The sequence below is a fragment of the Helicobacter pylori NQ4053 genome (genome assembly GCF_000274605.1).
Lineage (GTDB): Bacteria > Campylobacterota > Campylobacteria > Campylobacterales > Helicobacteraceae > Helicobacter > Helicobacter pylori_CV.
The window spans coordinates 404,676-431,315 of sequence record NZ_AKNV01000006.1 but is presented as its reverse complement, the minus strand read 5'-3'; the positions used below and the strand labels follow the sequence as shown (position 1 = coordinate 431,315).

Genomic DNA, 26,640 nt, shown 5'->3' with positions numbered 1-26,640 from the left:
AGATGAAAATCAAATTCAAACGATTGGATTATCAAGAAAAATGCTTGAATCAAATTTTAGGGGTGTTTAAGGGGATCTATTTGAGAGAGCCAGAAAATGACGCTCAAAGGATTTCTAACCCTATTTTTGAAATAGAGGCGATCAAGGATGTTTTATTAGAAAATATTGAGAATTTGCGATCCGAGCAAAAAATAACCCAGGGAAGCGTGGGGATTGATAAGTCGTTAAACTGCGATATTTTAATGGAAACAGGCACCGGGAAGACCTTTTGCTTTTTGGAGTGCGTTTATGCCTTGCACAAAAACTACCATTTGTCAAAATTCATCGTTTTAGTGCCAAGCAACGCCATTAAATTAGGGGTTTTAAAGAGTATTGAAATCACCAGAGAATTTTTTAAAAGCGAGTATTCTAACACGCATTTAGAAAGCTATGAAGATGTAGAAAGATTTATTCTAGCGAGCAACCATAAATGCTGCGTGTTGGTGATGACTTTTTCTGCTTTTAATAAAGAGAAAAACACTATTAATCAATCATGCTTAGAAAACACGAATCTATTCAATGGTGCAAAAAGTTACATGCAAGCTTTAGCGAGTATGCGCCCCATCGTAATCATGGACGAACCGCACCGATTTTTAGGCGATAAAACAAAAAAATATTTGGAACAATTAAACGCTTTAATCACGCTCAGGTTTGGGGCGACTTTTAAAGATGATTATAAGAATTTGATTTACGCGCTAGATAGCAAAAAAGCGTTTGATTGCGCCCTAGTGAAAAGCATTAGCGTGGCGTCTGTGGGGGAGAGTAACGAGTGTTTTTTAGAGCTTAAAGGGGTTGTAAAGACACAAAACGACTATGAAGCTGCAATTAACTACACGGATTTAGAAAATAAAACTCAAAGCGTCAAGGTCAAAACGCATGATAATTTAGGCGCGCTAACTCAAATCAGCGCTTTAGAAGATTACATTGTAGAAAATATCACTAAAACTGAGGTTCGTTTTCTCAATGGCTTTAATTTGTTGCTGGATCAAAAAGAGTCTTTTTCTCATCTTTTAGAGGGCGAGCAAGAAGTGATGTTGAAAGAAGCGATAAAAAGCCATTTTGAAAGAGAAGAAGGGCTTTTTAAAAAAAGGATTAAAGCCTTGTGCATGGTGTTTATTAGCGGGGTGAATAGCTATTTAAGCGAAAATGAAAAGCCGGCTAAATTAGCCCTTTTATTTGAAAAACTCTACCAACAAAAGCTTGAAGAAGTCTTAAAAAAGCCTTTAGATGAAAATTATAGAGCGTATTTAGAGCGCACCAAAGACGCTATTTACAAAGTGCATGGAGGGTATTTTGCTAAAAGCAAGAAAGAGAGCGATGAAGCCCAAGTGATCGCGCTCATTTTAAAAGAAAAAGAAAAATTGCTGAGTTTTGATTCCGATCTTAGGTTTATTTTTTCGCAATGGGCGTTGCAAGAGGGGTGGGATAACCCTAATGTGATGACGATTTGCAAATTAGCCCCTAGCCATTCCAATATCACTAAATTGCAACAAATCGGTAGGGGGTTAAGGCTCGCTGTGAATGATAAGGGCGAACGCATCACTAAAGAGCATGCTGATTTTGATTTTGTCAATGAATTGGTGGTGATCGTGCCGCAAGTTGAGGGGGATTTTGTGGGAGCGATCCAGCAAGAGATAAGCGAACACAGCTTGATCAAACAAGTATTTAGCGCAGAAGAGCTAGAAAAAAGCGGCATGGTTAAAAAAGGGTATTATGGGGTTTTGTTTGAAACATTGGAGGGTTTGGGTTTTGGAGAAAAAACAGATGATGAAAACTTTAAACTCACTCTTAATCAAAACGAATTTTTAAAAAAAGAGCCGGAACTAGAAAATTAAAAGATGAAAAATACCTGGATTTTGAAAAATTAAAAGATTTTTTAAAAGATCGCTTGATTGGTAATTCCAGAGTGAGGAATAAAAACGAGCGAAAAACTGAAAAAATCAAAATCAATAAAGAAAATTTTAAAAAATTTGAAACCTTATGGGCGGGTTTGAATCATCAAGCTAGGATCGCTTATGCTATGGATAGCGAGAGCTTGATTGAAGAGATTGTCAAAAAAATCAATGCTTCTTTTAAGGTCAGTTCAAAAAAGGTTTCGGTTACGATGCATAAAAAAGTAGAGACGATGGGAAATAACTCTATTACAAATACTATTGATCGAGAAAGCGCATGCGTGTGGAGTCTGCATGAATTTGTCAGCGCCTTGTCTAATAAGGTGAAATTGAGTTTTAAAAGCGTGGCTAAAGTGTTAGAAAACATTGATGAAAACAAGTTTAATGAAATTAAAAAAAACGAACAAGAGGGCTTAAGGCGGTTAGAAGAGCTGTTTTTGGAAATCATTTATCAAAATATTGAAGATAAAATCTCCTATCAAATGCGCGAAACGATGATTAAAAACAGAAAAAACGATGCGTTTTATGATGAAAAAGGAGAAATCAGAGAATTTTTAGACGGGAGTTTGGGGGTGGATAAATATGAGATTAAAAATTCAAGCGCACGAGAAAAATGCCTGTATGAAAATTTCATGCAAGTGGAGAGCGAGATTGAAAAAGACACGATTGAAGAATCTAACGACACTAAAATCATTGTTTTTGGTAAGCTCCCTAAGGTTAAAATCCCGGTAGGGTTAAATCAAACTTATAGCCCTGATTTTGGGTATGTGGTTGAAAATAACGATAAAAAAGTGTTGTTAGTGGTGGAAACTAAGGGGGTTGAACATGAAAACGAATTGCGCGATGAAGAAAAGCGGAAAATTTCAACCGCTAAGAAATTTTTTGAAGCTTTAAAAAAGCAAGGCGTGAATATTGAATACGAAACCAAGTTAAATAAAGATCAATTAAGTGCGTTGATCAATGAAGTTTTAAATCGTAAAGATTAGAGTTAATAAGTTCAATTACCCCAATGTTTCACATGGAACAATTTTAAAGAAAAGCGTTTTATTTAAAATTCATGGCGCTTTTGTTATAATCGTTTTTATCCCATTTCAAAGGCGTTTTATGATTAAGTTCGCTCACATCCCGCTCAAAGATTTTATTAAAAAATACAATCCTCAAGAACCCAAAAAGGAAACTATAGAAAATTTTGAAAAAGAAATAAACAGCTTATTAGAAAACGCAAAAGGACAAGATAATGAAGAGACTCAAAAAAGTGAAATCAATTCCTTTTTAAAAAATACCTATGGCTATGAATGCAAACCCTACGAAAAAGTGGATAGTGCGATCTATGTGGATGGAAAAGCTTGGGTGTTTATTGAAGTCAAAGCCTTAAATAATAGGAACGAATTCCCCAAAGACAGAGAAAACCCGCTCAGTAAAGCCTTTTGTCAAATGGTTTTTTATTTTTTAAAAGAGATAGAAAAAAACAACTCCCTAAAACACGCCATTATTTGCAACGCGCATGAATTTTTCCTCTTTGATTGTAAGGATTTGCTCTTTTTAAAAGACGATAAACGCATTACAAAACTCCATAAAAATTGCACTAAAAAAGAAGGCACAGACTCTAGCACCAAAAAATTCTACAGCGATTTAGAGGAATATTTAAAAAAGGATTTTAAAGGCGAACTCCGCTACACTCACTTTAATTTGAACGATGATTTTAAAGAACTCATTTACCAAGTTTTAAGCCACGAAGTCCTTTTAAAGCAAAGGAAAACCCTTGACGCTAACACGCTTAACAAAGATTTTTATGAAGAATTGCTTTACATTTTAGGGTTAGAGGAGAAAAATGAAAAAGGGAAAATTTTAATCAAGCCCAGCCACACCAAAAACTCCCTAAGCGATGCTTTAAAAAAAGAATACAATAATTTAGACGATGAAGAAGTCATGGCGTTACTCATCGCTTGGAATAACCGCATCTTGTTTTTACGGCTTTTAGAAAGCCTTTTAATTTCTTTCAAGCATTTTGAAGAACCTTTCTTAACCACAGAAAACTTTAAAGATTTTAACGCCCTAAACACCCTCTTTTTTGAAGTTTTAGCCAAGAAAAATAACGAGCGTTCCTTAGAAAAAGAAGACAAGATTTTAGGAAAAATCCCTTATTTGAATTCCAGTTTGTTTGATAAAACGCCTTTAGAATCAAATGGGCATGAAATCAAATTACTCAATAACAAACCTTTAGAGATTCACCCTAAATCCATTCTCAAAAAAGACAAAGACTACCAAAAAGAAAAAGCTCTGCCCTTGCTGGAATACCTTTTTAAATTTTTGCATTTTTATAAATTCACCACCACCCCTGAAGACATTAAAGATAATAAGGATACCAGCGAAAGCCGTTTGATTAACCCTAGCGTTTTAGGGCTTGTTTTTGAAAAACTCAACGGCTATAAAGAGGGGAGCTTTTATACCCCAAGCTTTATCACAAGCTACATGTGTAAAGAGAGTATCACGCCAATCGTGTTGGATAAATTCAACGCTATTTATGAGTGGGACTGCAAAGATCTAAAAGCGTTGCGAGGAAAAATAGACAGAAATTTTTCAGATCAAAACGCTAAAGAATACTTGCAACTCCTTCTCACTTTACGCATTTGCGATCCGGCGGTGGGGAGCGGGCATTTCTTGGTTTCAGCGCTCAATGAAATGGTGTGGATTGCTTATGAGCTAGGGCTTATTACTTCCTTGTATCGCCACTCTCTCAGATTAGAAAACGATGAAATCATCATTCAACACACGCAAACGGGTGAAATCTTTAACTACACCAAAGCGCATAGCGAAAACGACCCCCACCACCACATCCAAAAAGAACTTTTTGAACTTAAAAAATCCATCATTGAAAACTGCCTTTTTGGCGTGGATATTAACCCCAATTCTTGCGAAATCACCAAGCTTAGGCTATGGATAGAGCTTTTAAAATACAGCTATTACATTTTTGAAGAGGGCAAGAACACTAACGCGCTTGAAACCCTCCCCAACATTGATATTAACATTAAGTGCGGTAATTCGCTCATCTCACGCTTTAGCTTGCATGACGATCTCAAAAAGATCCCCAATATCAAGCAAAAAATCCAAGAATACAAAGATCTAGTCGCCCAATACAAAGACCCAAACCCTCTCTATCCCTTAAATAAAGCAGATCTTATCAACAAAATCCAAGACTTAAAAAACACTTTTTCCCTCACGCTCAAAGACCCTAAAACCAAAGCAGAGCTTGAAAAGACTATTGAAAAACACATCAAAAAATACAATTTCTTTGCCCTAGACGATAAGAGTTTGCTAGATGGGTTAAATTATGTTATCCCAAGTCTTTTTGGCACGCCAAAATTAAGCCCCAAAGAAGAGGAAGAGGCTTTTGCTTCTTATGGGCGTATTAGAGCTTTAAGAAAAAAGCTTGATGATGCCTTAAGTGGTAGAGAGTATCAAAATGCGTTTGAATGGCGTTTTGAATTCCCTGAAGTGTTAGACGATGAGGGGAATTTTTTAGGCTTTGATTGCATTATAGGTAATCCGCCTTACATCCGCCAAGAACACATCAAAGACTTAAAGCCTTTATTAGAAAAGCAATACCAGGATTTCTATAACAGCTCAAGCGACATTTACACCTACTTTTTTGCCCTGGCTTACCACCTTTTAAAAGAAAAGGGGTTTAGCGCTTTCATCACTTCCAACAAATACGCGCGAGCCAAGTACGGCGCTAAATTAAGAGAATTGCTGCTCAAAAAAACCACCCTTGTCAGCTACATGGAATTAAACGCCCTAAAAGTCTTTGAGAGCGCCACAGTGGATACCAGCATCATGAATTTCATCAAACAAACGCCCCCTAAAGAGAACAGCTTTAAATATTACGAACCCACCCCAAACGATAAAGACGATTTGAAAAGCACCCCCTCCCTTTTGATGAAACAAAACGCGCTTTCAACAGAAAGCTTTATTTTTGCCAACGCCACGCTTTTGGACTTAAGGGACAAAATAGAGAGCGTCGGCGCCCCGCTTAAAGACTGGGGTATTCAAATCAATTACGGGATTAAAACCGGCGCTAACGAAGCCTTTATCATTCCCACTGAAAAAAGAGAAGAGATTTTGAACGCTTGCAAGACGCCAGAAGAAAGGGGGTGCACAGAGGCTCTCATCAAGCCTATTTTAAGAGGGAAAGACATTAAAAGGTATTCTTATGAGTGGGCGCATTTGTGGGTTATTTTTATACCTTGGCATTTTCCAAATACTGATAACCCAAAAAACATGGAAGAAAATGAATAAGATTTTTCTATCCATTATCCTATTATCTATGCTCACTTGCTTTCACATAAAGATAAACTTTTAAAACGCAATAAAGATGAAACCGGAAAGAGATATGAATGGTATTGCCTACAAAGGTGGGCGGCAAGCTATTTGCAAGATTTTGAAAAAGAGAAAATTGTGTATCCTTGTATTATGGCTAAAGAGCCTTGTTTTGTTTATGAAGAAAAAGGATTTTATGCTCCAGCACCTGCAAATATTATTACAGGCGATAAGATAGAGATAAAATACCTTACAGCTTTACTAAACTCTAAATGCATTTATTTTGCTATGCGTAAGTTTTATATGGGAGGGGGTATTGAGGGCGAGTTAAAAACAAATAATTTAGAAAAAATACCCATTCCTAAAATCACCGAAAAAAACCAAGAATTAGCCGATAAAATCACCGATTACGCAGAGCAAATCCTACAATCAAAAGAAAAAGACCCTAAAGCCAACACCCAAGAATTAGAAAAGGAAATTGACGCCTTAGTCTATCAGCTCTACAACCTCACCGATGAAGAAATTAAAACCATTGAAGAGGGGCAGTGAAAAGCTGATTTTCCACTTAAGGATGACCCCCTAATCTAGGGGGCAACTCTTTTTAAGAATTAGCGTTTAATCACTAAATCAAACTTTAAACCCAAAAAACTGATTTTTAGGTATAATTCTTTCCAAGAGTGTTTACTACGATGATTTTTCATAGTAAGCTCCTAAAAGTGGATTTTACCCCCTAATCTCTAGCAAAATAAAAACTAGGGGGTGAGCGTGATTTTATCCTAATCTCACAAAAACGATTTTTATAAAAGCTACAAATTACTCATTTAAAGTCGCATTAAAAAACTTTTCTTCCAAATTTTTGAATTTAGTTATATATTTGTTCAATACCGCAAATTTTTAACTTAAAGCTTATTTTTAGAGCTTAAGTTATTGACCTTACTTTTTTCTTGAAAAATATCTTTATAAATAAAGAAATTAAAATCATTGAAGATTGGCAAGAAATAAAAAGCGCTTTACCTTAAAGGAAACCCCTTAAATAGGGGAAACCTTTGGCTTAATGGGTTTTTTTAACAACGATTTTAACCCTATACTTAAAAAAAGGTATTTTTAAGTATAATACAACCAAAGGCTTTTTACCATGTTTTTTGGACATAGTAATCCTTTGAAGGTAATTTACCCCCTAATCTCTAGCGAAAAACTAGGGGGTGAAGCGTTATTTTATCCTAATCTCACAAAAACGATTTTTATAAAAGCTGCAAACCACTCATTTAAAGTCGCATTAAAAAACTTTCTTCCCAATTTTTGAATTTAGTTAAAAGCTTTTTTAGAGATTGAATTTTAGATACCCTTAATTCTTAAACAAAGATTCTAAAGCTTCTACCCCTACTTTTTGCGTTTCTTTTTCGCTTTCATTTTCTGCGTTTTCTTTGACGCTAGGAATGGTTTCAAACTCTATGTGATAGCCTGTAAGCATGGACGCTAAACACACATTCACCCCGCCTTTACCGATAGCCTTAGATTTTTCAATGTCCAATAAACGCACTTTAGCCTTTTGCAAATGGTTATTGACAATAAAACGCTCTTGAACGGATTCTTTTTCTTCAGCACTCAATTCTTCTATAGGGATTTTTTTAATTTCAACGCTTAAAATTTTGGCTGGAGCGAGCGCTAAAGTGGTATAAATTTCAGGCACATTAGAATACTCTATGCAATCAATGTTTTCTTTATTCAATTCGTTACTGATCGCATTAATGCGCACGCCCTTAACCCCCACAGCCGCGCCTATGGGGTCAATCCTAGCGTTATGGGAAAAAAAGCTCACTTTCGCTCTGTTGCCTGGGATTCGCGCGCAATGGATGATTTCAATTTCTTTATCTTTAATTTCAGGGACTTCTAATTCCAACAAAGCTTCAAGCATTTTAGGGGTGGTGCGGCTCAGCTCTAGTAATAAGCCCTTTTTCGTGCGCTTGACTTGCGTTAAAACTGCCTTGATGCTATCGCCTATTTTAAAACTCTCGCCCTTGATGCGATGGCGCATGGAAAGAACGCCCTGGAATTGCTGCTCAATCTCAATAAAAGTGTTTTGATTTTTATCCACTAAAATCACTTGCCCCATTAAAACGCTGTTAAGACGCTTTTGAAACGCTTCAAAGTGGCTGTCTTCTAACGCTTTTTCTAACTGGTATTGCAAATCTTTAAAAAGGCGGTTGATCGCTCCTTGCTTCATGCTCTCCAAACTCAAGCTATAGGACAATTTGTCTTTAATTTTAACGCTTGGATCCATTTCTTTGGCTTTAGACAGGCTGATGTATTTAGAAGGATCGTTAATTAACCTTTCATCATCGTCTTCTAAAACTTCCACCAACTGGATAAGCTGGAGCTGCTTGTTTTCTTCAACCACCAAGTAGCGCGCTAGGGGGTCTAACTCATTTTGCGCCATTTTTAACAAACAGCCTTGAATCACTTTTGAAATCATCTCTTTAGGCAAATTTTTTTCATACGCAATGCATTCTATAAGATCGCTGATTTTTTCCATTCTTAAGTTCCTTTAAATTGATTTTCTGTCGTTTTCTGTCATTCTCTATTGTGGGGGAGCGGCACGTTTAAAAGAAATTTTATTATAGCGAATTTTTAAGCCTTATTAAGAATTTCTTCTAAAACCAGAGCGATTCTTTCCAAATCTTTTTCATTCAGGCTAAAGACTTCAAAACACACAAATGCGCATGAAATCCTTGCGATAACGCCTTTTTGAAAAAGCTTTAAATAAAGTTTCTCACCATTTAAAGCGCGGGTGTTTTTGGGCTGGATTTTCACGCAAAAGGATTCTAATTCTTTGTCGGGTAAATTCCCTATTTTAGAAAAGCTAGACGCTATGCTCACGTTCAATTCTAAAGGCTTTAAAAGGGCGTAGAGTTTGAGGGCTTTTTGCAATAAGGCGTCTTTAGTTTGGTTCAATAACGCATGAATTGCAATTTCTTCTTGATGATTGACCCATGCTTTTAGGCTGCAAAAAAGCAAGGTGAGCGTGATTTTACCCACCCTCAAGGCTCTATAAAGGGGGTGGTTTTTTAACGCTTCAACCCATTCTTTTTGCCCCATAATAATACCGGCTTGAACGCTGTTAAAGCATTTATCTGCGCTAAAGCTTAAAAGCGATGGCTTTAGGGCTAAAATTTCTTCTAAAGCCGCTCTGTTTAACAAATCCACATCCCCTAAATTGTAATAATCAATCAAATCATGCTCTTTAGCCAGAGCTTGTAAATCTTTAAAGGGCGTGTCTTTTTTGAAAGTGGGGTTGTGGGTTTTAAAGAGCATTTTGCTGTTTTCATTCAAGGCTAAGCGGTAATCCCTTAAATAAGCGCGACTAGTATTCCCTACTAAATGCAGCCTAGCCCCACTATTTAATAAAATATCTTTAAGGTTAAAATCCCCCCCCACTAATTCGCCATAAGAAACAACGATTTCTTTTTCTTGCGCTAAAGCGTTAGCGATGAGGAATACCGCGCTGGTGTTGTTATTGACAATCAAAATTTCTTCGGTGTTAAAACACGCCTTAAAAAGCTGTTTTAAAGGGGTTAAGCGATTCTTTTTTTTAGCGGTGTTGAGATCGCATTCTAAATCAATGGGATGGGTTAAAACTTCTTTTAAATAAGGTTCAATTTTTTCATAAAATTGCGCACTAAAAAACGATCGCCCATGCTTTTCATCAAAAACGCTCGTGCTCGCATTGATGATTTTTTGATAAGGGTTTTTCAAAAGATCCGGGGTTATTAGGAGCGTTTCTTTAGTCGTGATGTTAGCCATGATGAAAGCGCGTTTGCTTTTCCTTTTTGAGAGCTAAAATAAGCGTTATTTTAAACTAAACCCGCTAAATTTTTGATAAAACTATTTTTTTAAAATCCTTAAGAGCGTCTTAATGAGTTTGTTGAGCGAGCGGAACTTTTTCCATAGAGTTTGGCGGTTTCTATAGGGCTTTTTCATGTTTGTTCCCATGTTTAAAATTCAAAAAGAAATCCTAAGATTTCTTTCATTTTAGAACTGATAGGATACCTCAAAACGCGCGTTAAATCCAGGAGCTGGAAGCGCCATGCGTTTATTTTTAGGAATCATATCGCTTGCTGGAGCGTCCGCGCTCGCTTGCCAAACGGAAGCCTGGCTGACATATTGCTTGTTTAAGATATTGTTAAACACAGCTGAAATCCTTAAACCCTGCCATTTTTTAGAAGTGGGGGTCCAGTTGATAAAGACATTATGCACACCATACCCAGGCTTATGGATTTTCATCAAGCCGTATTGAGGGTAGTAGATAGAATAGCCTTCATAGAACATGTTGGTTACAAAGCGTGAGAGCCAAGTTAAAGTAAGCCCCCATTTGTGGATATTGTAATCGGCTTTTAGGATAAACACATTCCCAGTCGTTGCAGCTAAAGCGTAAGTATCGGCTAATAAATGCCCCCTAGCTGTCGGCCAAGAGCGAGCCACTGAGAAAGTCCCTACGAAATTTTTATATTGCACATTCCCTGAAACTTCATAACCATAAATATTAATGGTTTCGGGTAAATTCCCTGACATGTTTTTTGCGGTCGCGTTACCCCCACCATTTTTAGAAGTGTCTTGCCCGTAGCTGTTGATGAAATTATTGATGACTTGATAGAACGCTGCCCCGCGCACATTGAAATACTTGCTGTTGTAATCCACATTGAATTCCACATTTTGACCGATCGCAGGGCGTAAATTCCTTTGATAAATCACCGTGGGATCGCGCATCAAAACGCCATCGCCAGGCAAAGCCCCCTTAGTCACATACGCATAGCTCACTTTCAAGCCAATGCTTTCAATGGGGTTATAAAGCACGGTCGCAGAAGGCGAAAAGCCAGAAGTTACATGCGTGCGGCCGTTTTTGTCTAGCAAGGTGTAAATATCATAACGAGTTCCCGCGCCCACGATCACATTGCTTAAAATATTGTAGTTCGCTTGCATAAACCCTCCGATGATATTACCGATCGCATGCGAATTTTGGGGCATGTTACGATAAAGCGGGTTAGGCGCGTTTAGATTTTGGGGGTATTGAGAGCTTTGATCGGTGTAATAATGGCGGTAAGGCAAGCCCGGCCCATTAGGGTCGTTAGGGTCAATATTGTTTTTATAATAGCCGTTTTTGCCTTTATCCAATCCAGAAAAAACGCTCAGGTTTTGATAAATCATGCCGTATTCAAACACGTTCCCATAATCTTCGCTAATGGGGTGGGTTACTTTAACATTAACGCCTGAGTTGATTAAGAAAATCCTTCTGGCTAAAGTCCCCTCAGCGTCCGCATTCCCTAAAGTCCAATCGTTCGCGCTAGGGTTTTGAGCGTTAGGGGGGGTCATGTCATAATCAGGATTTTTAGGGACAAGCCCATGATAAATATTAGATCCTGTGGAAATTGCAGAAGCACCTTGCCAATTGATATTGCCCGGCTGCCCATAGCCTATTTGATAGCCTCCATTAGAAGGCCTGATAGCCCCTTGCGTGCACTGGCTGATATTGTCCGGGTTGTTACACCAATCTTTAACTTCAGGGATGTAATCCGGGTTAGCCGGCTCATTAGAATTGTAAGCGAAAGGATTCACCACAGGGTTATAATCGCCCCCCCTTACCCCTAAAAAGGCGGTGGATTCAACGCGCGGCTGACTAAAACTAGTGCCTCCATCATGCTTGTATTTCAGACTCAAATTGTGGTTGAAGTTGATCGTATGGGCTAATTCTTTCCCAAAGTCAATCACAAAAGGCGCTGGCTGGCTTCCTGGGTCATTGGCTTTGGAGAGGGCTGAAGTGGTGTTAGGGCGTAAAAGCCTGGTGGAATTTTCCCTTGTCATGTTGTAGCTTAAGCTGATGGTATCCGTGTCGTTGATATAGCCATTGACTTTACCTAAAACGCTATTGACTTCACTCGGAGTCCCTACGCCAATGTCGCTATTGCTCGGATCTTGCAAGTCAAAAGTAGGGTGGAAGAGATCCCTAAAAGCGTTGTTCCCGTCTCTGTAATAAAAAATATTTTGATGGTTGTAATAAGCGAGTATATCCCAATTCTTCCCACGATAGGCTGCAGTAGCGTTCATGCGATACCCGAAGTTGGTATAAAAGCCCGCTTCCGCTTTAGCCCCATAAGTTTGATTCTTTCTTAAGAAGTCGTTAGCGTCAATCGTGGTGAAAGACAATTTACCCGCAACAGCACCAGGACCTGCTGAAGCGTTTGCTGCTCCTTTAATCACTTCCACTTCTTTAATCATATTGGGATCGATTACGGTGTTAGCGTCATGGTGGAAAATGTTACCATTTTGAGCGACGCCATCTATCGTTACCCTTAAAAGACGGCTCTCAATCCCCCTAACATAGATTTTTTGCGCCATCAAGCCCCCACTGGCCACATTCACATCCGCCCGAGTTCTAAAAATATCACGGATTTGGTTGCTTTGGCGTTGTTGGAGCTCTTTCCTGTTAATATACATTTTATTGTTGTATTCAAAGGTCCTTTCACCCTTAGTGGTTACCTTACCCAAAGTGTGGGTATTTTCTTGAGCTTGCAAACTGCTAGCGACAATACAAGAGACAAACACGATACGAAATTGATTTCTAAGCATTTCTTTTAGCCTTTTTATTTACTTTTTTCTAAAAATTTAGTCAAGTTTTAAACCTAAGGTTATTATTACATTATTCTATTTAATAATACCTTAAATTTGTTTTAGGATTAAGAAAATATGAAGAAAAATGTGATTAAAAAAGTTTTAGCATTTTACTGAGCGGTTGATTACTGAGCGGCCGAATCGATCACTATGCGTGAAGAAGCGCTGCTGATCCCTCTTAAAAAAGTTTGAGAAGACACATTGATTTCAGCGTTCTGGCGGAAAATATCGCTTGGTTGGTTGCTTTGGCGTTCTTCTAAATCATGGCGTTTGATGATAATGGTATTCCCCCATTGAAAAGGTCTATAAGCGCGCTTTTTTTTAACGACAAAATGAGGTTCTAGATTTAAAAATTGCGCATAACTCGGGAAATATAGCGGCTCTAATAAAGGGTTTATGGGGTGCGCTTTTAAAACCATAACGAGGAAAAAGAGGCTAAAGATTGCTTTCATAGCAAATTTTCACGCTCGCTCCCACTTGAGAATTGGGAGAAATTTCTAACTTGCTGATTTTTAAATAAAGTTCAGAGATTCCACTATAGCGTGTTTTTAAAATTTGGCTCAAATCTTTCAAGGCGTCTTCAATGAGAAGGTATTGTTTTTCTCGCATGGTGTTTTGAATGATTTCTTGGATTTCCATGTAGTCTAAATAAGCCTTATTGGGTAATTCCGTGTAGAAAAGATCCACATTTACGCTTATTTTTTGGGGTTTTAAGCGTTCAAACTCTAAAATCCCTAAAATCGTTTCAAACACCAAGTTATGGATATGGACGCCTTGTTTAGTTTTCATAAGACTTTCTTTTCTTTGCCGGTCAATAAATTGAAAATATTGCCTGCATGCTTGATAAGGGTAAAAATAAAAATAAGTACCATCGGCGTTTGCGTGCCGACTTCTTTAAGGATATTGACGCTGTCTGGGATATGCATATAAGGCACAAAAAAGATAAGAACAGTCGCTGTGCCTACCCCTAGAATGCTAGCGAGTGAAGAGATTTTAAGCACCTTACCCACAAAAAACCACACCGTTAAACCGATGAGGCTTTCAATAGGGATGAGCAACACCACAGAGCCCATGATCGTAGAAACGCCCTTGCCTCCATTGAAATTCAAAAAAGGCGAATAACAATGCCCTAAAATGCTAGCGATAGCGACCATCCATTGCAAACTATAATCCAACCCAAACAATTTGCTTAAAAAAACCGCGAACATGCCTTTGAATAGATCCAAGATTAAGACTAATAAGGCCATTTGTTTAGCGTTGCTCACGCCCTTACTTTGTAAAGCGCGTAAGACATTCGTCGCGCCAATACCGCCCGATCCGATTTTAGTAATATCCATGCCATAAAAGATTTTCATTAACGCATAGCCAAAAGGAATCCCCCCAATCAAATAACCCAAAAGGGTGAAAATCACATTGATATTGGTTAGGAAATTTAAAACGCTTTCCATAAATACCCTTTCAAATAAAATAGCGATCATTATAACATGTTGCTTTTTAAGTGAAAGCGTTAAGTTGTTAGGGTATAGTGGCTTAAAAATTTTAGGATATTGAGAATGCTTGAAACTTCTAGCCATTTTTTAAAATCGTTCCGCTTGAAGCGTTATATAGGGTTTTTATTGATTTCTTTAGCGCTACTGATCACGCCCTTTGTTCGCATTGATGGGGCGCATTTGTTTTTGATCTCCTTTGAACATAAGCAATTGCATTTTTTAGGCAAGATCTTTAGCGCTGAAGAATTGCAAGTCATGCCTTTTATGGTTATTTTGCTTTTTATAGGGATTTTTTTCATCACCACTAGCCTTGGGCGTGTGTGGTGCGGGTGGGCTTGCCCGCAAACCTTTTTAAGGGTGCTTTATAGAGATGTGATTGAAACCAAGATTTTCAAACTCCATAAAAAGATCAGCAACAAACAAGAAAGCCCTAAAAACACCCCAAGCTACAAGGCGCATAAAGTATTGAGCGTTTTGTTGTTCGCTCCTGTTGTTGCGGGGCTAATGATGTTGTTTTTCTTTTATTTCATCGCCCCAGAAGATTTTTTTATGTATCTTAAAAACCCTAGCGATCACCCTATTGCTATGGGTTTTTGGCTTTTTAGCACGGCTGTGGTGCTATTTGATATAGTGGTGGTTGCGGAGCGTTTTTGCATTTATTTATGCCCTTACGCTAGGGTGCAATCGGTGTTGTATGACAATGACACCTTAAACCCTATTTATGATGAAAAGCGCGGCGGAGTACTTTATGACAATCAGGGCCGCCTTTTTCCCTTACCCCCCAAAAAACGCAGTGCGGAAAACGAATGCGTGAATTGTTTGCATTGCGTGCAGGTTTGCCCCACGCATATTGATATTAGGAAAGGCTTGCAATTAGAATGCATCAATTGCTTAGAATGTGTGGATGCATGCACGATTACCATGGCTAAATACAACCGCCCTTCACTCATCCAATGGTCTTCAACTAACGCCATTAATACGCGCCAAAAAGTGCGCCTAGTGCGTTTAAAAACGATCGCTTACATGGGGGTTATCGCTATTGTGATAGCCCTTTTAGCCATCACTTCGTTTAAAAAAGAACGCATGCTCTTAGACATTAACCGCAACAGCGATCTGTATGAATTGCGATCTAGTGGGTATGTGGATAACGATTACGTGTTTTTATTCCACAACACGGACAATAAAGACCATGAGTTTTATTTCAAAATTTTAGGGCAAAAAGACATCCACATCAAAAAGCCTTTAAACCCTATCGCCATTAAAGCCGGGCAAAAGATTAAAGCGGTGGTGATTTTAAGAAAACTCCTAAAAAGTAACGCCACAGAATACAAGAACGCTAAAGACGCTCTCATCCCCATTACAATACAGGCTTATAGCACGGATGATAAGGATATTACGATAGAAAGGGAATCGGTGTTTATTGCACCAAGTGAAGATTGAAGCCTAAAACTAGCGCTCAATCACTTCATAAGGCAAGCCTTGTTTGATCAATTCTTCCATGAAAGGATCGGTGTTTAATTCTTCTACGTTAAATACCCCGGCCCTAAAATGATCCACGCTCCAAGTGTCGTTGCAAATCATTTTAGCCGCGCACATCGCTGGCACGCCGGTGGTGTAGCTTATGGCTTGCGAACCCACTTCTTCATAGCATTTTTTGTGATCGCACACGTTGTAAATGTAGAGCGTTTTGTCTTGGTTGTTTTTAATGCCGGTCATATAGCACCCGATATTGGTTTTGCCGGTAGTGTCTTTAGCTAAGGACGCTGGATCAGGGAGTAAGGTTTTTAAAAATTGTATCGGCACGATTTTTACGCCTTGATGCTCTATTTCTTTAATGCCTAGCATGCCGACATTTTCCAAGCATTTCATGTGGGTTAAATAATTTTGAGAGAAAGTCATAAAAAACCTCGCCCTCCTCAAGCCTTTAACGTTTTTGACTAACGATTCCAATTCTTCATGGTATAAAAGATACGAATCCATTTCGCCAATCTGCGGGTAAGCCCACACTTGCTTGATTTCTAAAGGCTTAGTTTCAATCCATTTGCCATTTTCATAATAACGCCCTTTAGAGCTGACTTCCCTTAAATTGATTTCAGGGTTAAAATTCGTGGCAAAAGGGCGTTTGTGATCCCCAGCGTTACAATCTAAAATATCTAAAGTGTGGATAGTGTCAAAATGGTGTCTTTGAGCATGAGCGACATAAGCGTTGGTAACGCCCGGATCAAACCCAGCCCCTAAAATCCCTAAAATCCCTGCTTCTTTATAAGCCTTATCAAACGCCCATTGCTCTTTGTATTCAAACTTCGCTAAATCCGGGTGCTCGTAATTGGCGGTATCAATGTAATGCGTTTTAGTCTCTAAACATGCTTGCATGATCGTTAAATCCTGATAGGGTAACGCCACATTGATAACGACTTTAGGCTTGTGTTTTTGGATTAAAGCGACTAAGGCTTGCGTATCATCGGCATCCACTTGTTCAACGCCAATTTCCCCCAAACCCTTTTTGAGCATGCTTTCTTTAATCGCATAGCATTTGTCTAAACTCCTGCTCGCTAAAATGATATTTTTAAACACATCTCTGTTCATGCCCATTTTGTGCGCTACCACACTGCCTACGCCACCAGCTCCAATTTGTAATACTGTATGCAAGGAACACCTACTTTCTAACTGATCTCGTTCTTTTAGGGGGGTATTATATTATAATAAGATAAATTTGATTAATAAGGATGCAAGCTTGCAAGAAATTAAGTTGGATATTTATGCCACTTTGGTGTGCATGGTTTTAGTGCTGCTTTTGGGGCGTTATGTGATTTCTAAAGTCAAGTTTTTACGCGATTATGATATTCCAGAGCCTGTTGTGGGCGGGGTCTTAGTCGCTTTTTTTATCATGTTAGTGCGTCAGTTTTACAATTTTGGCTTGCAGTTTGATTCTTCTTTAAAAGATCCTTTAATGCTGACTTTTTTTATCACCATTGGTTTGAGCGCGGATTTCAAATCTTTACAAAAAGGTGGGAAAATGCTTGCGGTCTTTTTGCTGGCTGTGGCGGGGTTTGTGGTGTGTCAAAATGCAGTGGGGATTTCTATCGCTAGCCTTTTAGGGGTCAATCCTTTAATGGGGCTTTTAGGGGGATCTATCGCTTTAGTGGGAGGGCATGGCACTAGCGCGGCATGGGCTAATTTTTTCACCCAACCACCTTATAATTTTAGCTCTAGCTTAGAAGTGGGCATGGCATGCGCGACTTTTGGCTTGGTGAGTGGGGGGATTATTGGAGGGCCTGTCGCTAAATATTTGATTTCTAAATACAAACTAGAGCCTAAAGACACTAAAGAAAAAGACACTTTAGAGGGCGTAGTGTCTAAAGGCTTTGAAACCCCTAAAGAGCAACGCCTAATCACCGCATCCAGTTTTGTAGAAACTTTAGCTTTGATTGCGATCGCTTTATTAGTGGGGACTTTTTTATCGCACTTGATGCCTAAAAGTTTCACCTTGCCGACTTTTGTGTGGTGCTTGTTTGTGGGGGTTATTTTAAGAAATGCCTTGTCGTTTTTTAAAATCCATAGCGTGTTTGACAGAGAGGTTTCAGTTATAGGGAACGTGAGCTTGAGCCTGTTTTTAGCCTACGCTTTAATGAGCGTGAATTTATTGGAATTGTTAAAACTCGCTGTGCCTTTAGCGGTTATTTTGAGCGTTCAAGTGGTATTTATGATCCTTTATGTGGTGCTTGTAACCTTTAGGGTATGCGGGAAGGATTATGATGCGGCGGTGTTGTGCGCGGGGCATTGCGGTTTTGGGCTTGGAGCGACCCCAACGGCTATGGTGAATATGCAAACCATCACCAACCACTATGGGCCATCGCATGTGGCGTTTATCGTCGTGCCTTTAGTGGGAGCGTTTTTTGTTGATATTATTAACGCTTTAGCGATTAAAGGCTTTTTGCTCTTGCCTTTTTTCCCATCATGAGACTTTATGAAAGTTTATTAGAAATGTGCTTGAATAAGGCATGGGAGTATCAAACCCTAGCCTTAGAAAATCCGAGCGTGGCTTGCATGGTGCTAGATAAAAACCATGAGATCTTGAGTTTAGAAACCCACAAAAAAGCCAAAACCCCGCATGCAGAAGTCTTAGCCGCTAAATCAGCGTTAAAGATTTTACGCCCCAGTTTGAAAAACGATTTAGAAAAATTAGAAGACCCTAAAACTTTAAGCGATTTTTTAAAAACGCGCCACGATAACGCTTTTACAGACTGCGTTTTTTTAATCACCCTAGAGCCATGCAATTCTTATGGCAAAACCCCAGCGTGTAGCGGATTGTTAGAAATTTTAAAACCTAAAAGAGTGGTCATTGCCACAGAAGAAAACGAAGCTAAAAAAGGGGGCTTAGCAAGGCTACAAAAGGCTCGTATTGAAACAATAATTTGTCGCAATTTAGAAAACAAGGCTAAGGACTTGCTCTTGCCTTTTAGGGTAATGGAACAAAAGGGGCGTTTTAATTTGTTCAAACTCGCTTTAAGAATGAATGGGGATTATTACCATGGCAAGATCACCGGGCAAAAAAGCGTTATTTTTACGCACAACCAGCGAGCAATATGCAACACTCTCATCATTTCTGGGAAAACCATAAGAACGGACAACCCCTTATTAGACTCTCGCTTTTGCGATAGCTTTTATCACAATAAAAACCCTAATATCGCTATTTTATCCAAGCACTCAATTAGCCCCCATTCAAAAGTTTTTTTTGCACCCAATCGTTTGGTTAATATTTTCAACAACCCTAAAGATTTACCCCTAGAGAAAGGGTTTAATTTCATTGAAGGGGGGTGGGGATTGTTTGAGAGCTTGAGGGACAAAATTGATGCGTTGCTTTTGCATTCGCATGCGTCTATGATTAACGAAGCGTTTAGTGCATTCGCTTTAAAAACCCCTTTTAAAGGGCGGTTGTTGCATGCACAAATCTTAGAAAATGAAGCCCTTTTATGGATAGAAAACTCTTAAGATTATACCAGCCCTTAAACGCTTATTCTTACAATAGCGATTCGCTTTTTTTATACGATTTTTCACGCCCTTTTATCAAAAATAGCGGCGCGATTTTAGACATAGGCTCAGGGTGTGGGGTTCTAGGCTTGCTCTGCGCTAGAGATAACCCGCTGGCGAGCGTTCATTTAGTGGAAAAGGATAGCAAAATGGCGTTTTGCTCCCAAAAAAACGCCCTCAAATTCCCTAACGCCCAAGCGTTTGAGGGCGATTTTTTAGATTTCAACCCCCCGATTTTGTATGATGCGATTGTGTGCAACCCTCCTTTTTATGCTTTAGGCTCTATTAAATCTAAAAACAAAGGGCATGCGAGACACCAGAGCGAATTAGACTTCGCTTCTTTAGTGGCTAAAGTGAAAAAATGCCTGAAACCTAAAGGGTATTTTATTTTTTGCTATGAAGCCTTATCGCTTTGCTTGGTCATAGAAAGCCTAAAAAGCGTTAAACTCACGCTAGAAACTTTAAGGTTTGTCCAAAGTTTTAAAGACAAAAACGCCCATTTGATGCTTGGAGCGGCCAGGAATAATTCCAAAAGCGCTCTAAAAGTTCTGCCCCCTTTAATCACGCACCATTCCAAAAACCAAAGCGACAACACCAAAGAAGTTTTAAATATCTATCAAATTTGTAACACCTATTCTATCAAAGTGCCTTTAGATTGAGGATTAAAAATGAAATGTTCGCATTGCCAGTTGGAGTTTAAAGAAAGTGAGCTTTTTAAAGAGACCATTAATCACAAGGAATTGCATTTTTGCTGTGCAGGGTGCGCTAGGGTGTATGCGTTATTAACAGATTTGAATTTAGAGAGCTTTTATGACAAGTTAAACGATTCCACTTTAGCCCCTGTAACGCCCCAAGATCCAATGAATATTTTAGAATTAGAACAAGCCCTTGAAGAAAACAATAAAAGCGATTTTATCCTTAATCTTTTGCTAGAAAAAACGCATTGTAACGCTTGCTTGTGGCTCAATCAAAAGGTTTTAGAGCGCTTAAAGGGGGTTAAAAAAGTGAGCGTGAATTTCACCACCCACCATTTGCAAATCGTGTTTGACAAGTCCTTAAACCCTAAAGAGATTATTCAAAAAATTGAGAGTTTGGGCTATGGGGCTAAAATTTATAACGCAAAAAATTACACCCTGAAAGCCCAAAAAGAGCAACGCTCCTACTTGCTTACTTTAAGCGTGGGGTTTTTTGCCACCATGAATTTGATGTTTATTGCCATTGCCAAATACGCAAGCTATGGCGGTGCGAATTATGGCGGTGGCATGGATAAACTCATGCAAAGGAATTTGGATCTCGTATCGCTCTTTTTAAGCTTGTTGGTGCTAGTGGTGGTGGGGCGTTTTTTCATTAAGGGGGCGTTTTATGGGCTAAAAAATGGCGTTTTGGGCATGGATTTGAGCGTGTCTTTTGGAGCGTTATCGGCGTTTGTTTATTCCGTTTATGCGATGTTGGTGTTTCAAGAGACTTATTTTGAAGCGAGCAGCACGATTTTAACGCTTGTTTTTGGCTCTAAGTTTTTGGAATTAAAAGCCAGGCTGTTTGCGAATGAAAAATGTTTGGCCCTAGAATCGCATGAAATCCATAGCGTGATTATTGTAGAAAACGGCAAGCAGATAGAAAAACACCCTAAAGATGTGGCGATAGGCTCTGTTGTTTGGGTGCCAAGCGGGGCTAAAATCGCACTAGATGGCGTGCTTTTAAATAACGCGAGCGTGGATGCGTCTTTGATCAGCGGGGAGTTTAAGCCTTTGGAATTGGGGGTTAATGATCCAATTTTAGGGGGTTATGTGAATGTGGGCGTGCCTTTTAGCTATCAAGTGAGCGCTAATTTTCAAAACTCACGCCTTTCTAGTTTGTTAGAAACTTTAAAAAAGAGTTTTTTAGAAAAACCCTTAATTGAGAGCAGCGCGAATCAAATCGCGGATATTTTTTCTAAAGCGGTGTTGTTTTTAGCCTTTGTGAGCTTTTTATTGTGGCAATTTGGTTTGGGGGGTAATTTTGAAAAAGCCTTAATGGTGTGTATTAGCGTGTTAGTCATAAGCTGCCCTTGTGCGTTCGCTTTAGCTACGCCCATTGCGTTAGTGATAGGGGTGTTTAAAAACCCTTTGATCGTGTTTAAAGAAGCGTTGTTTTTAGAAACCCTGGCTAAAGTGAAAAAAATCTTTATAGACAAAACCGGCACCCTCACGCAAAAAGAAGTCCTTTTAAAAGAAAAAATCATTCATGAAGAATTTGACGAAAGGCTTTTGAAGAGTCTTTTAAAAACCAGGGAGCATTTAGCCCATAGTGCGATCCTTAAAACTCTAAATGGCGATGAGGTTGATTTAGAAAAGATAGAGTTTTTCGCTCATGGCCTGAAAGCGAATTATCAAAACGAAACCTTGTTAGTGGGGAGTTTGAAATTTTTAAAATCCATGGGGGTTGATTTAAAGGTTAAAGAGAGCGCTAATATCATGGTAGGCTTTGCGAAAAACAAGACCTTATGCGCGTTATTCATTTTAGAAGAGCGTTTGAAAGCTAACGCTAAAGAAGTCATTCAGGCTTTGCAAAATAAAGGTTTGGAATTAGAAATTTTAAGCGGGGATAATGAAAGCTCGGTTAAGGAGTGTGCGAAAAAATTAGGGATTTCTAAGTATCATGCCCATTTGACCCCTGAAGATAAGGCTCAAATCGTCAGCTCTTATAAGGGCGTGTGCGCAATGATAGGCGATGGCAATAATGACGCGCTAGCCTTAAAACAAGCGAGCGTTTCTTTGGGGTTTGAAAAAAGCGCTTTGAGTAAAAGCGCATGCGATATTTTGCTTTTAGAAGAGGATTTGAGTTTGCTAGAAAAAGCGTTTCATAACGCTCAAAAAGTCTATCAAGTGGTGCTGCAAAACATTGTTTTGAGCTTGATTTATAACGCTATCTTAATCCCGGTCGCTATGCTAGGATACATCAACCCTTTAATAGCGAGTTTGAGCATGAGTGGTAGCTCTCTCTTAGTGGTTTTAAATTCTTTGAGGTTGAAACGCTCTTAAACAAACCACATCGTTTTGGCTAAAATGGCGATTAAAAAGCCAAAAGTTAGAGCGATAGGGTGGATATATTTGCCAATAGGGTTTTTCTTACCCAAAAACTTACACGATAAAGAAAAAAGCACCAAAAGAAAAATGCTTAACGCTAAAATCACTTTAAGCATGAGTATCTTTTGAAAAGGAGTTTCACACCAGCCTTTATCGCCCCCCATGTATTGACTAAGCATCATGCCCCCTGTCAAAACAAGCCCTAAAACGCACAAAGGCATGATTTTTACCGCTCTTTGAGTGATTCCTGTATTCGCTTTATTGGCAAACTCTTCGCCAAACATTTTCTTCACATTAGGGAAAATTACCCCATCAAAAAACAAGTAGCCAATAAAAATAATGGCGCACAATAAATGAACAACCAACACATAAGGATAAATCGCATCCATTTAAAATCCTTTATTCATGGGAAAATTAAAGAGTTTTTAATCTACTATAAAAGGGTTTTATTGTCAAGTATCCCACTATTATGGGAATTTTAGGGGTGGTTTTTGTTTGACTTTTAAGATTGCAATTAGCTATAATAAAATAATTAAAAAAGTAACACTTAAGCGGAGACCCTAGAGAGTGATGCTCAATTTTATGACAAAGAAGAAAAATAGAATGCAAGATTGCAAAATGGTTGGTAAAAATTTTAATCGTAAGGAATCTGTTTTGATAGCTCAATCTTTAGATATTTCTAAAAAAGGCTCGGTAATTTTAGGCACTCTTTTGAGTTCGTTATGGCTGACAAACCCCTTAAATGCTCATGAAAAGAATGGCGCGTTTGTGGGGATTAGCTTGGAAGTGGGTAGGGCTGATCAAAAGACCAACGCTTATAAAAACGGCGAGTTGTTTCAAGTGCCTTTTGGCGATGTTTCGGCTAATGATAATGGCAAAGTTCCTGACGGGCAGACCGGTGGCTGTCAGCCAGCTTCAGGGACGCCAGGAACGCCAGGCTATACTAAAGCTAACTGCGTGGTCAATTGGACTTCTCGCACCATGCTAAGCACCAATAAAAACATTCCTGGCCGTAACCAGCCGATGTATGGGCTAGGCGTGATGACAGGCTATAAGCATTTTATCGGTAAAAAAAGGTGGTTTGGGTTGCGTTATTATGGCTTTTTTGATTACGGGCATACCAATTTCTCTAACTCCAGAGCCGCTAACGCTATATCGCCTTTTTATTTGAGCGATCAAAAAGCGGACATGTATACTTATGGTTTTGGCACAGACATGCTTTTTAACATTATAGACAAGCCTAAAGCCACGGCTGGGTTTTTTCTAGGCGTGAATTTTGCGGGTAACACTTGGACCAATAATCGTGTGGGGTATTTTAAGGACGGGTATGTTTATGGCGTCAATACCGACGCTGACGCTTACATGACTAACGCTGATGGCACAATCACATGCGGGGACACGACGCCGGCGAGTTGTGATGTGGGGATTAACCCTAATAGCGTCTATACCACAGGAAAATTAAACGCTAAGGTGAATCACACGATTTTCCAATTTTTAGTGAATGTGGGCATTAGAACCAATATTTTTGAACACCATGGCATTGAGTTTGGTATCAAAATCCCCACGCTCCCTAACCACTTTTTCAAAGGCTCTACTACTATAAGAGCGAAAAAACAAGGCCCGCTAGAGAATGGGAACCCGACTACTATCACAGGAGCAGAAACCAATTTCAGCTTAACCCAAACCTTACGCCGTCAGTATTCTATGTATTTGCGTTATGTTTATACTTTTTAAGTTTGGTAGGGTTTTAGGCAAGGCTTAGAGATGAAAGCTTGACGCTTTAAGCTTTCAAAGCGTCATTGATCTGTAACCATTCTGCGCTGTTTTCTACTTTTTTGATGAATCTGTCATTACCGCACAATGAGTCCTTATGCTGTTGTGGGGATATTTCTATAATGCGTTCTAATTCTTCATCGCTAAAGATATATTCATTGGAGTCAAATTTTTCTTTCAATTCTTTATTTTGATTGATAGATAGCTTTGCAAAGAGTTTAATTAGGCTAGACTGAGCAATATCTAAAATAAATACCTTTAGCGTCCTTTATACAAACGCCCTTTTGGTGTTAGTGCATAAGAAGCTTTTTTTGGTCTCTCAAAAAGTCCCAAGTTATCTTTTGAAGGGTTATCTTTCAGTACATGGTGGTTGAGTTCGCCCCTGATAGTGTTTCTAAAAGTATCGCTTTTGTATTTGTATCCCCACTCTTCTTTTTTTATTCGCTCTTCTAACGCTTGATAAATATCTTGTAATGCTACTTGTTTAACGCCTTTTTCCTCACAAGCGAAAATAAATTCCACTATCATTGCCTTGATAGAGGGGATAGTTCCAGGAAGCAATTTTTCTTGTTTTTCAATCTTTTTAATCTTTTCTTGAATGCTTTTATCTTTTGAGACTTTTTGTTCATTTTTAATAATGGCGCTAAAAACTTCATCATAGCTTTCTAAATACTCTTCATTAGGAGTGAATAAACTATCTGCATATTTTATAGAATTATAAATAGCGTTTAACTGCGTGTAATATAAGGGTTTCTTTTCTGTAAAAATGGTATTGACTTCAAAATTATTCTCCAACCCTCCTTTGGTTAAATTAGTGCTACCTATAATGGAAGTTTTTTCTTTTCCGTTGTCAAACATATAAATTTTAGGGTGGAATACAATATCTGTTTTGTTATTTTCTTTGTCGCCGTAGCAATAAAATCTTAATTTTTTATAAGTTTTATTTAAGTCTAGCAAAAATCGTATGGATTTTGAGTCGGTTGTTTTAAAATCAAGTCCTACAATAATCTCAAATTCTGCCCCCTTTTCTAAAGAATCAATCAAAGCATCTTGAATCACTTCAACCCCACTGTATTTTAAAAAAGCAACTGCAATATGAGTGCTTAAAGAATTTCTTAGCCCTTCGTTAATCACTTTGGGATAATTGAGATTAGATAGGATTTGAACAGAACTCACCAAAAACCTTAATAATTTTTTAGGCTATTTTACAAGTCTTAAGTTAATGTTGCATGGCAAGTTTCTTAATTTAGCCCCCTAATGAGAGCTTGAGTTATCTTGATTATAAGTTTATAAATCTTACAATCTCTTATTAAGCTTTTTAAAATACCAAAGACTAAGAGCTAAAAATACGAAAAAGGGCGATAGCACGCCTATTTCAGGAATGAGTATCCCTGAAATGCTGAATTTCCCTAAAGCAAAGAATAGCCCCCAAACAACGAGCGTGATAATGATAAACTTTAGCCCTAAAAGAGCCAGGTTTTCATAGCGGGCGAGACTGGGTGAAAAATAAGCGATTAAAACGCTTAAAAACGGCACAAAAAAGGGCAAAATCGCAAACACATACAAAAACGAGCGCACTTTTTTCGTGTCCGCGTTTTGGCGCACTAAAGCATGCAAGGATAAAAGAGCGTCTGTGATAGAAACCGCAGGCTTGTTTTGATAAATGGTGTCTAAAACTTTAGGGCGGAAATTTTTGAGCGTTTTAAAGGTTTTTAAACGCGTGGTGCTTAAAGCGTTCGCGCCCAGTTCAAAACTCAAGGGCATCTCATAGATAGTAGTGTCATGCAAGATCCAATACTTGTCTTCAAAAAAAGCTTCTTTAGCTTCAGCGTAAGATTCTAAAGTCTTATCTTTTAGGCGAAAAACCTTGATATTTTGGGCTTTTTGCAATAAGGGATTAATCTTATCAAAATACACATAATCATCGTTATATTTCACTAACAAATGCTCTGAGACGCTCAAAGAATTGTCTTTATAGATTAAATTTTGCGTTTTTTCTTCCATATACACAAAAGGAGTCGCGTTCAACCCCACATAAACAGCCGTGAAAAACAGGCTAATCAAAAAAATAGGGCTTAAAATCTGGCATTTGGAAAAGCCAATGGAGAGCAGGGCGGTGTATTGGTTGGATTTAATGAAGGTGATATAAAATAAAACCATCGCCAAAAGCAAGGAAATGGGCAAGGTGTAATTGAGAGCGAATAAAATATCATAGGTGAAAAATAAAATGATCATGTTCGCAGAATCGGGCATTTTATCGGCGTATTTCAGGCTGTCAATGCCTACAAAAAACAATTCTAAAGCTAAAAGCACGATTAAAAAGTATTTGAAATAATACCACCCCACAAATCTAAACAAACGCACTTTAAA

At 38.5% G+C, this 26,640-nt stretch carries 18 protein-coding genes and 2 pseudogenes; 9 read left to right on the top strand and 11 right to left on the bottom strand.

The genetic code is table 11. The features are described 5' to 3' along the window. Nucleotides 1-2: 2 nt before the first annotated feature. From AYS37_RS07230 to AYS37_RS09070, 3 genes and pseudogenes are all read left to right on the top strand, one after another. Nucleotides 3-2,917, top strand: a pseudogene (locus AYS37_RS07230) (restriction endonuclease). Between the two features lie 118 nt (nucleotides 2,918-3,035). Beyond that, nucleotides 3,036-6,167, top strand: a pseudogene (locus AYS37_RS07225) (type IIG restriction enzyme/methyltransferase); the annotation flags it as partial. Between the two features lie 96 nt (nucleotides 6,168-6,263). Then, nucleotides 6,264-6,797 (top strand): TaqI-like C-terminal specificity domain-containing protein, encoded by a 534-nt coding sequence (locus AYS37_RS09070; protein WP_000948577.1) that lies wholly within the window; start codon nucleotides 6,264-6,266, stop codon nucleotides 6,795-6,797. 796 nt (nucleotides 6,798-7,593) lie between these two features. On the opposite strand, the gene nusA is transcribed toward AYS37_RS09070, so the two are convergent. The 6 genes from nusA to plsY form a co-directional block, all read right to left on the bottom strand. Further along, nucleotides 7,594-8,781 (bottom strand): transcription termination factor NusA, encoded by a 1,188-nt coding sequence (gene nusA, locus AYS37_RS07215; protein WP_000411632.1) that lies wholly within the window; start codon nucleotides 8,779-8,781, stop codon nucleotides 7,594-7,596. Nucleotides 8,782-8,876: 95 nt separating this feature from the next. Beyond that, nucleotides 8,877-10,049 (bottom strand): aminotransferase class V-fold PLP-dependent enzyme, encoded by a 1,173-nt coding sequence (locus tag AYS37_RS07210; RefSeq protein ID WP_001284221.1) that lies wholly within the window; start codon nucleotides 10,047-10,049, stop codon nucleotides 8,877-8,879. 228 nt (nucleotides 10,050-10,277) lie between these two features. Further along, entirely contained in the window at nucleotides 10,278-12,869 is a 2,592-nt protein-coding gene (locus tag AYS37_RS07205; RefSeq protein ID WP_000945808.1) for a TonB-dependent receptor, read from the bottom strand. 167 nt (nucleotides 12,870-13,036) lie between these two features. Next, nucleotides 13,037-13,363, bottom strand: a complete 327-nt coding sequence (locus tag AYS37_RS07200; RefSeq protein WP_000643738.1) for a hypothetical protein — start codon at nucleotides 13,361-13,363, stop codon at nucleotides 13,037-13,039. Next, nucleotides 13,347-13,700, bottom strand: a complete 354-nt coding sequence (locus tag AYS37_RS07195; protein ID WP_000850912.1) for a FolB domain-containing protein — start codon at nucleotides 13,698-13,700, stop codon at nucleotides 13,347-13,349. The genes AYS37_RS07200 and AYS37_RS07195 overlap by 17 nt, the downstream gene beginning before the upstream one ends. After that, complete coding sequence (gene plsY, locus AYS37_RS07190) at nucleotides 13,697-14,359, bottom strand: glycerol-3-phosphate 1-O-acyltransferase PlsY (RefSeq protein ID WP_001874782.1); 663 nt, start codon at nucleotides 14,357-14,359, stop codon at nucleotides 13,697-13,699. The genes AYS37_RS07195 and plsY overlap by 4 nt, the downstream gene beginning before the upstream one ends. Before the next feature lie 105 nt (nucleotides 14,360-14,464). Here plsY and ccoG point away from each other — a divergent pair, with 105 nt between their 5' ends. Continuing rightward, nucleotides 14,465-15,841, top strand: a complete 1,377-nt coding sequence (gene ccoG / locus AYS37_RS07185) for a cytochrome c oxidase accessory protein CcoG (protein ID WP_000894868.1) — start codon at nucleotides 14,465-14,467, stop codon at nucleotides 15,839-15,841. A gap of 9 nt (nucleotides 15,842-15,850) precedes the next feature. On the opposite strand, the gene AYS37_RS07180 is transcribed toward ccoG, so the two are convergent. Continuing rightward, nucleotides 15,851-17,050 carry a saccharopine dehydrogenase family protein gene (locus AYS37_RS07180; protein WP_001874781.1) on the bottom strand — a complete coding sequence of 400 codons (1,200 nt, stop codon included), beginning with the start codon at nucleotides 17,048-17,050 and terminating at the stop codon, nucleotides 15,851-15,853. 85 nt (nucleotides 17,051-17,135) lie between these two features. On the opposite strand from AYS37_RS07180, the gene gltS reads away from it, so the two are divergent. From gltS to AYS37_RS07160, 4 genes are read left to right on the top strand one after another with little or no spacing between them, the layout of a single operon-like run. After that, on the top strand, nucleotides 17,136-18,362 hold the full coding sequence (gene gltS, locus AYS37_RS07175; RefSeq protein WP_001156058.1) for a sodium/glutamate symporter: 1,227 nt from the start codon (nucleotides 17,136-17,138) through the stop codon (nucleotides 18,360-18,362). Continuing rightward, entirely contained in the window at nucleotides 18,359-19,393 is a 1,035-nt protein-coding gene (locus AYS37_RS07170) for a bifunctional diaminohydroxyphosphoribosylaminopyrimidine deaminase/5-amino-6-(5-phosphoribosylamino)uracil reductase (protein WP_001242033.1), read from the top strand. The genes gltS and AYS37_RS07170 overlap by 4 nt, the downstream gene beginning before the upstream one ends. Then, nucleotides 19,375-20,091: a tRNA1(Val) (adenine(37)-N6)-methyltransferase gene (locus AYS37_RS07165; RefSeq protein ID WP_000375296.1), complete on the top strand. Its 717-nt coding sequence runs from the start codon at nucleotides 19,375-19,377 to the stop codon at nucleotides 20,089-20,091. The genes AYS37_RS07170 and AYS37_RS07165 overlap by 19 nt, the downstream gene beginning before the upstream one ends. A gap of 9 nt (nucleotides 20,092-20,100) precedes the next feature. Beyond that, the gene (locus tag AYS37_RS07160) at nucleotides 20,101-22,452 is read left to right on the top strand and encodes a heavy metal translocating P-type ATPase (protein ID WP_000650168.1); all 2,352 of its coding nucleotides are present in this window, start codon (nucleotides 20,101-20,103) and stop codon (nucleotides 22,450-22,452) included. Here AYS37_RS07160 and AYS37_RS07155 read toward each other — a convergent pair. Further along, nucleotides 22,449-22,886 carry a CopD family copper resistance protein gene (locus AYS37_RS07155; RefSeq protein WP_000338889.1) on the bottom strand — a complete coding sequence of 146 codons (438 nt, stop codon included), beginning with the start codon at nucleotides 22,884-22,886 and terminating at the stop codon, nucleotides 22,449-22,451. The genes AYS37_RS07160 and AYS37_RS07155 overlap by 4 nt on opposite strands. A 181-nt stretch (nucleotides 22,887-23,067) precedes the next feature. Between AYS37_RS07155 and AYS37_RS07150 the strand changes: the two genes are divergently transcribed. Continuing rightward, entirely contained in the window at nucleotides 23,068-24,231 is a 1,164-nt protein-coding gene (locus AYS37_RS07150) for an outer membrane protein (RefSeq protein ID WP_025445984.1), read from the top strand. A 46-nt stretch (nucleotides 24,232-24,277) separates the two neighbouring features. On the opposite strand, the gene AYS37_RS08680 is transcribed toward AYS37_RS07150, so the two are convergent. From AYS37_RS08680 to AYS37_RS07140, 3 genes are all read right to left on the bottom strand, one after another. Next, nucleotides 24,278-24,451: a hypothetical protein gene (locus AYS37_RS08680; protein ID WP_000659691.1), complete on the bottom strand. Its 174-nt coding sequence runs from the start codon at nucleotides 24,449-24,451 to the stop codon at nucleotides 24,278-24,280. Between the two features lie 77 nt (nucleotides 24,452-24,528). Then, a complete protein-coding gene (locus AYS37_RS07145; protein WP_000100137.1) occupies nucleotides 24,529-25,446 on the bottom strand; it encodes a phospholipase D-like domain-containing protein in 918 nt (305 codons plus the stop codon). 120 nt (nucleotides 25,447-25,566) lie between these two features. After that, on the bottom strand, nucleotides 25,567-26,634 hold the full coding sequence (locus AYS37_RS07140) for an LptF/LptG family permease (RefSeq protein ID WP_001236166.1): 1,068 nt from the start codon (nucleotides 26,632-26,634) through the stop codon (nucleotides 25,567-25,569). Between the last annotated feature and the right edge of the window lie 6 nt (nucleotides 26,635-26,640).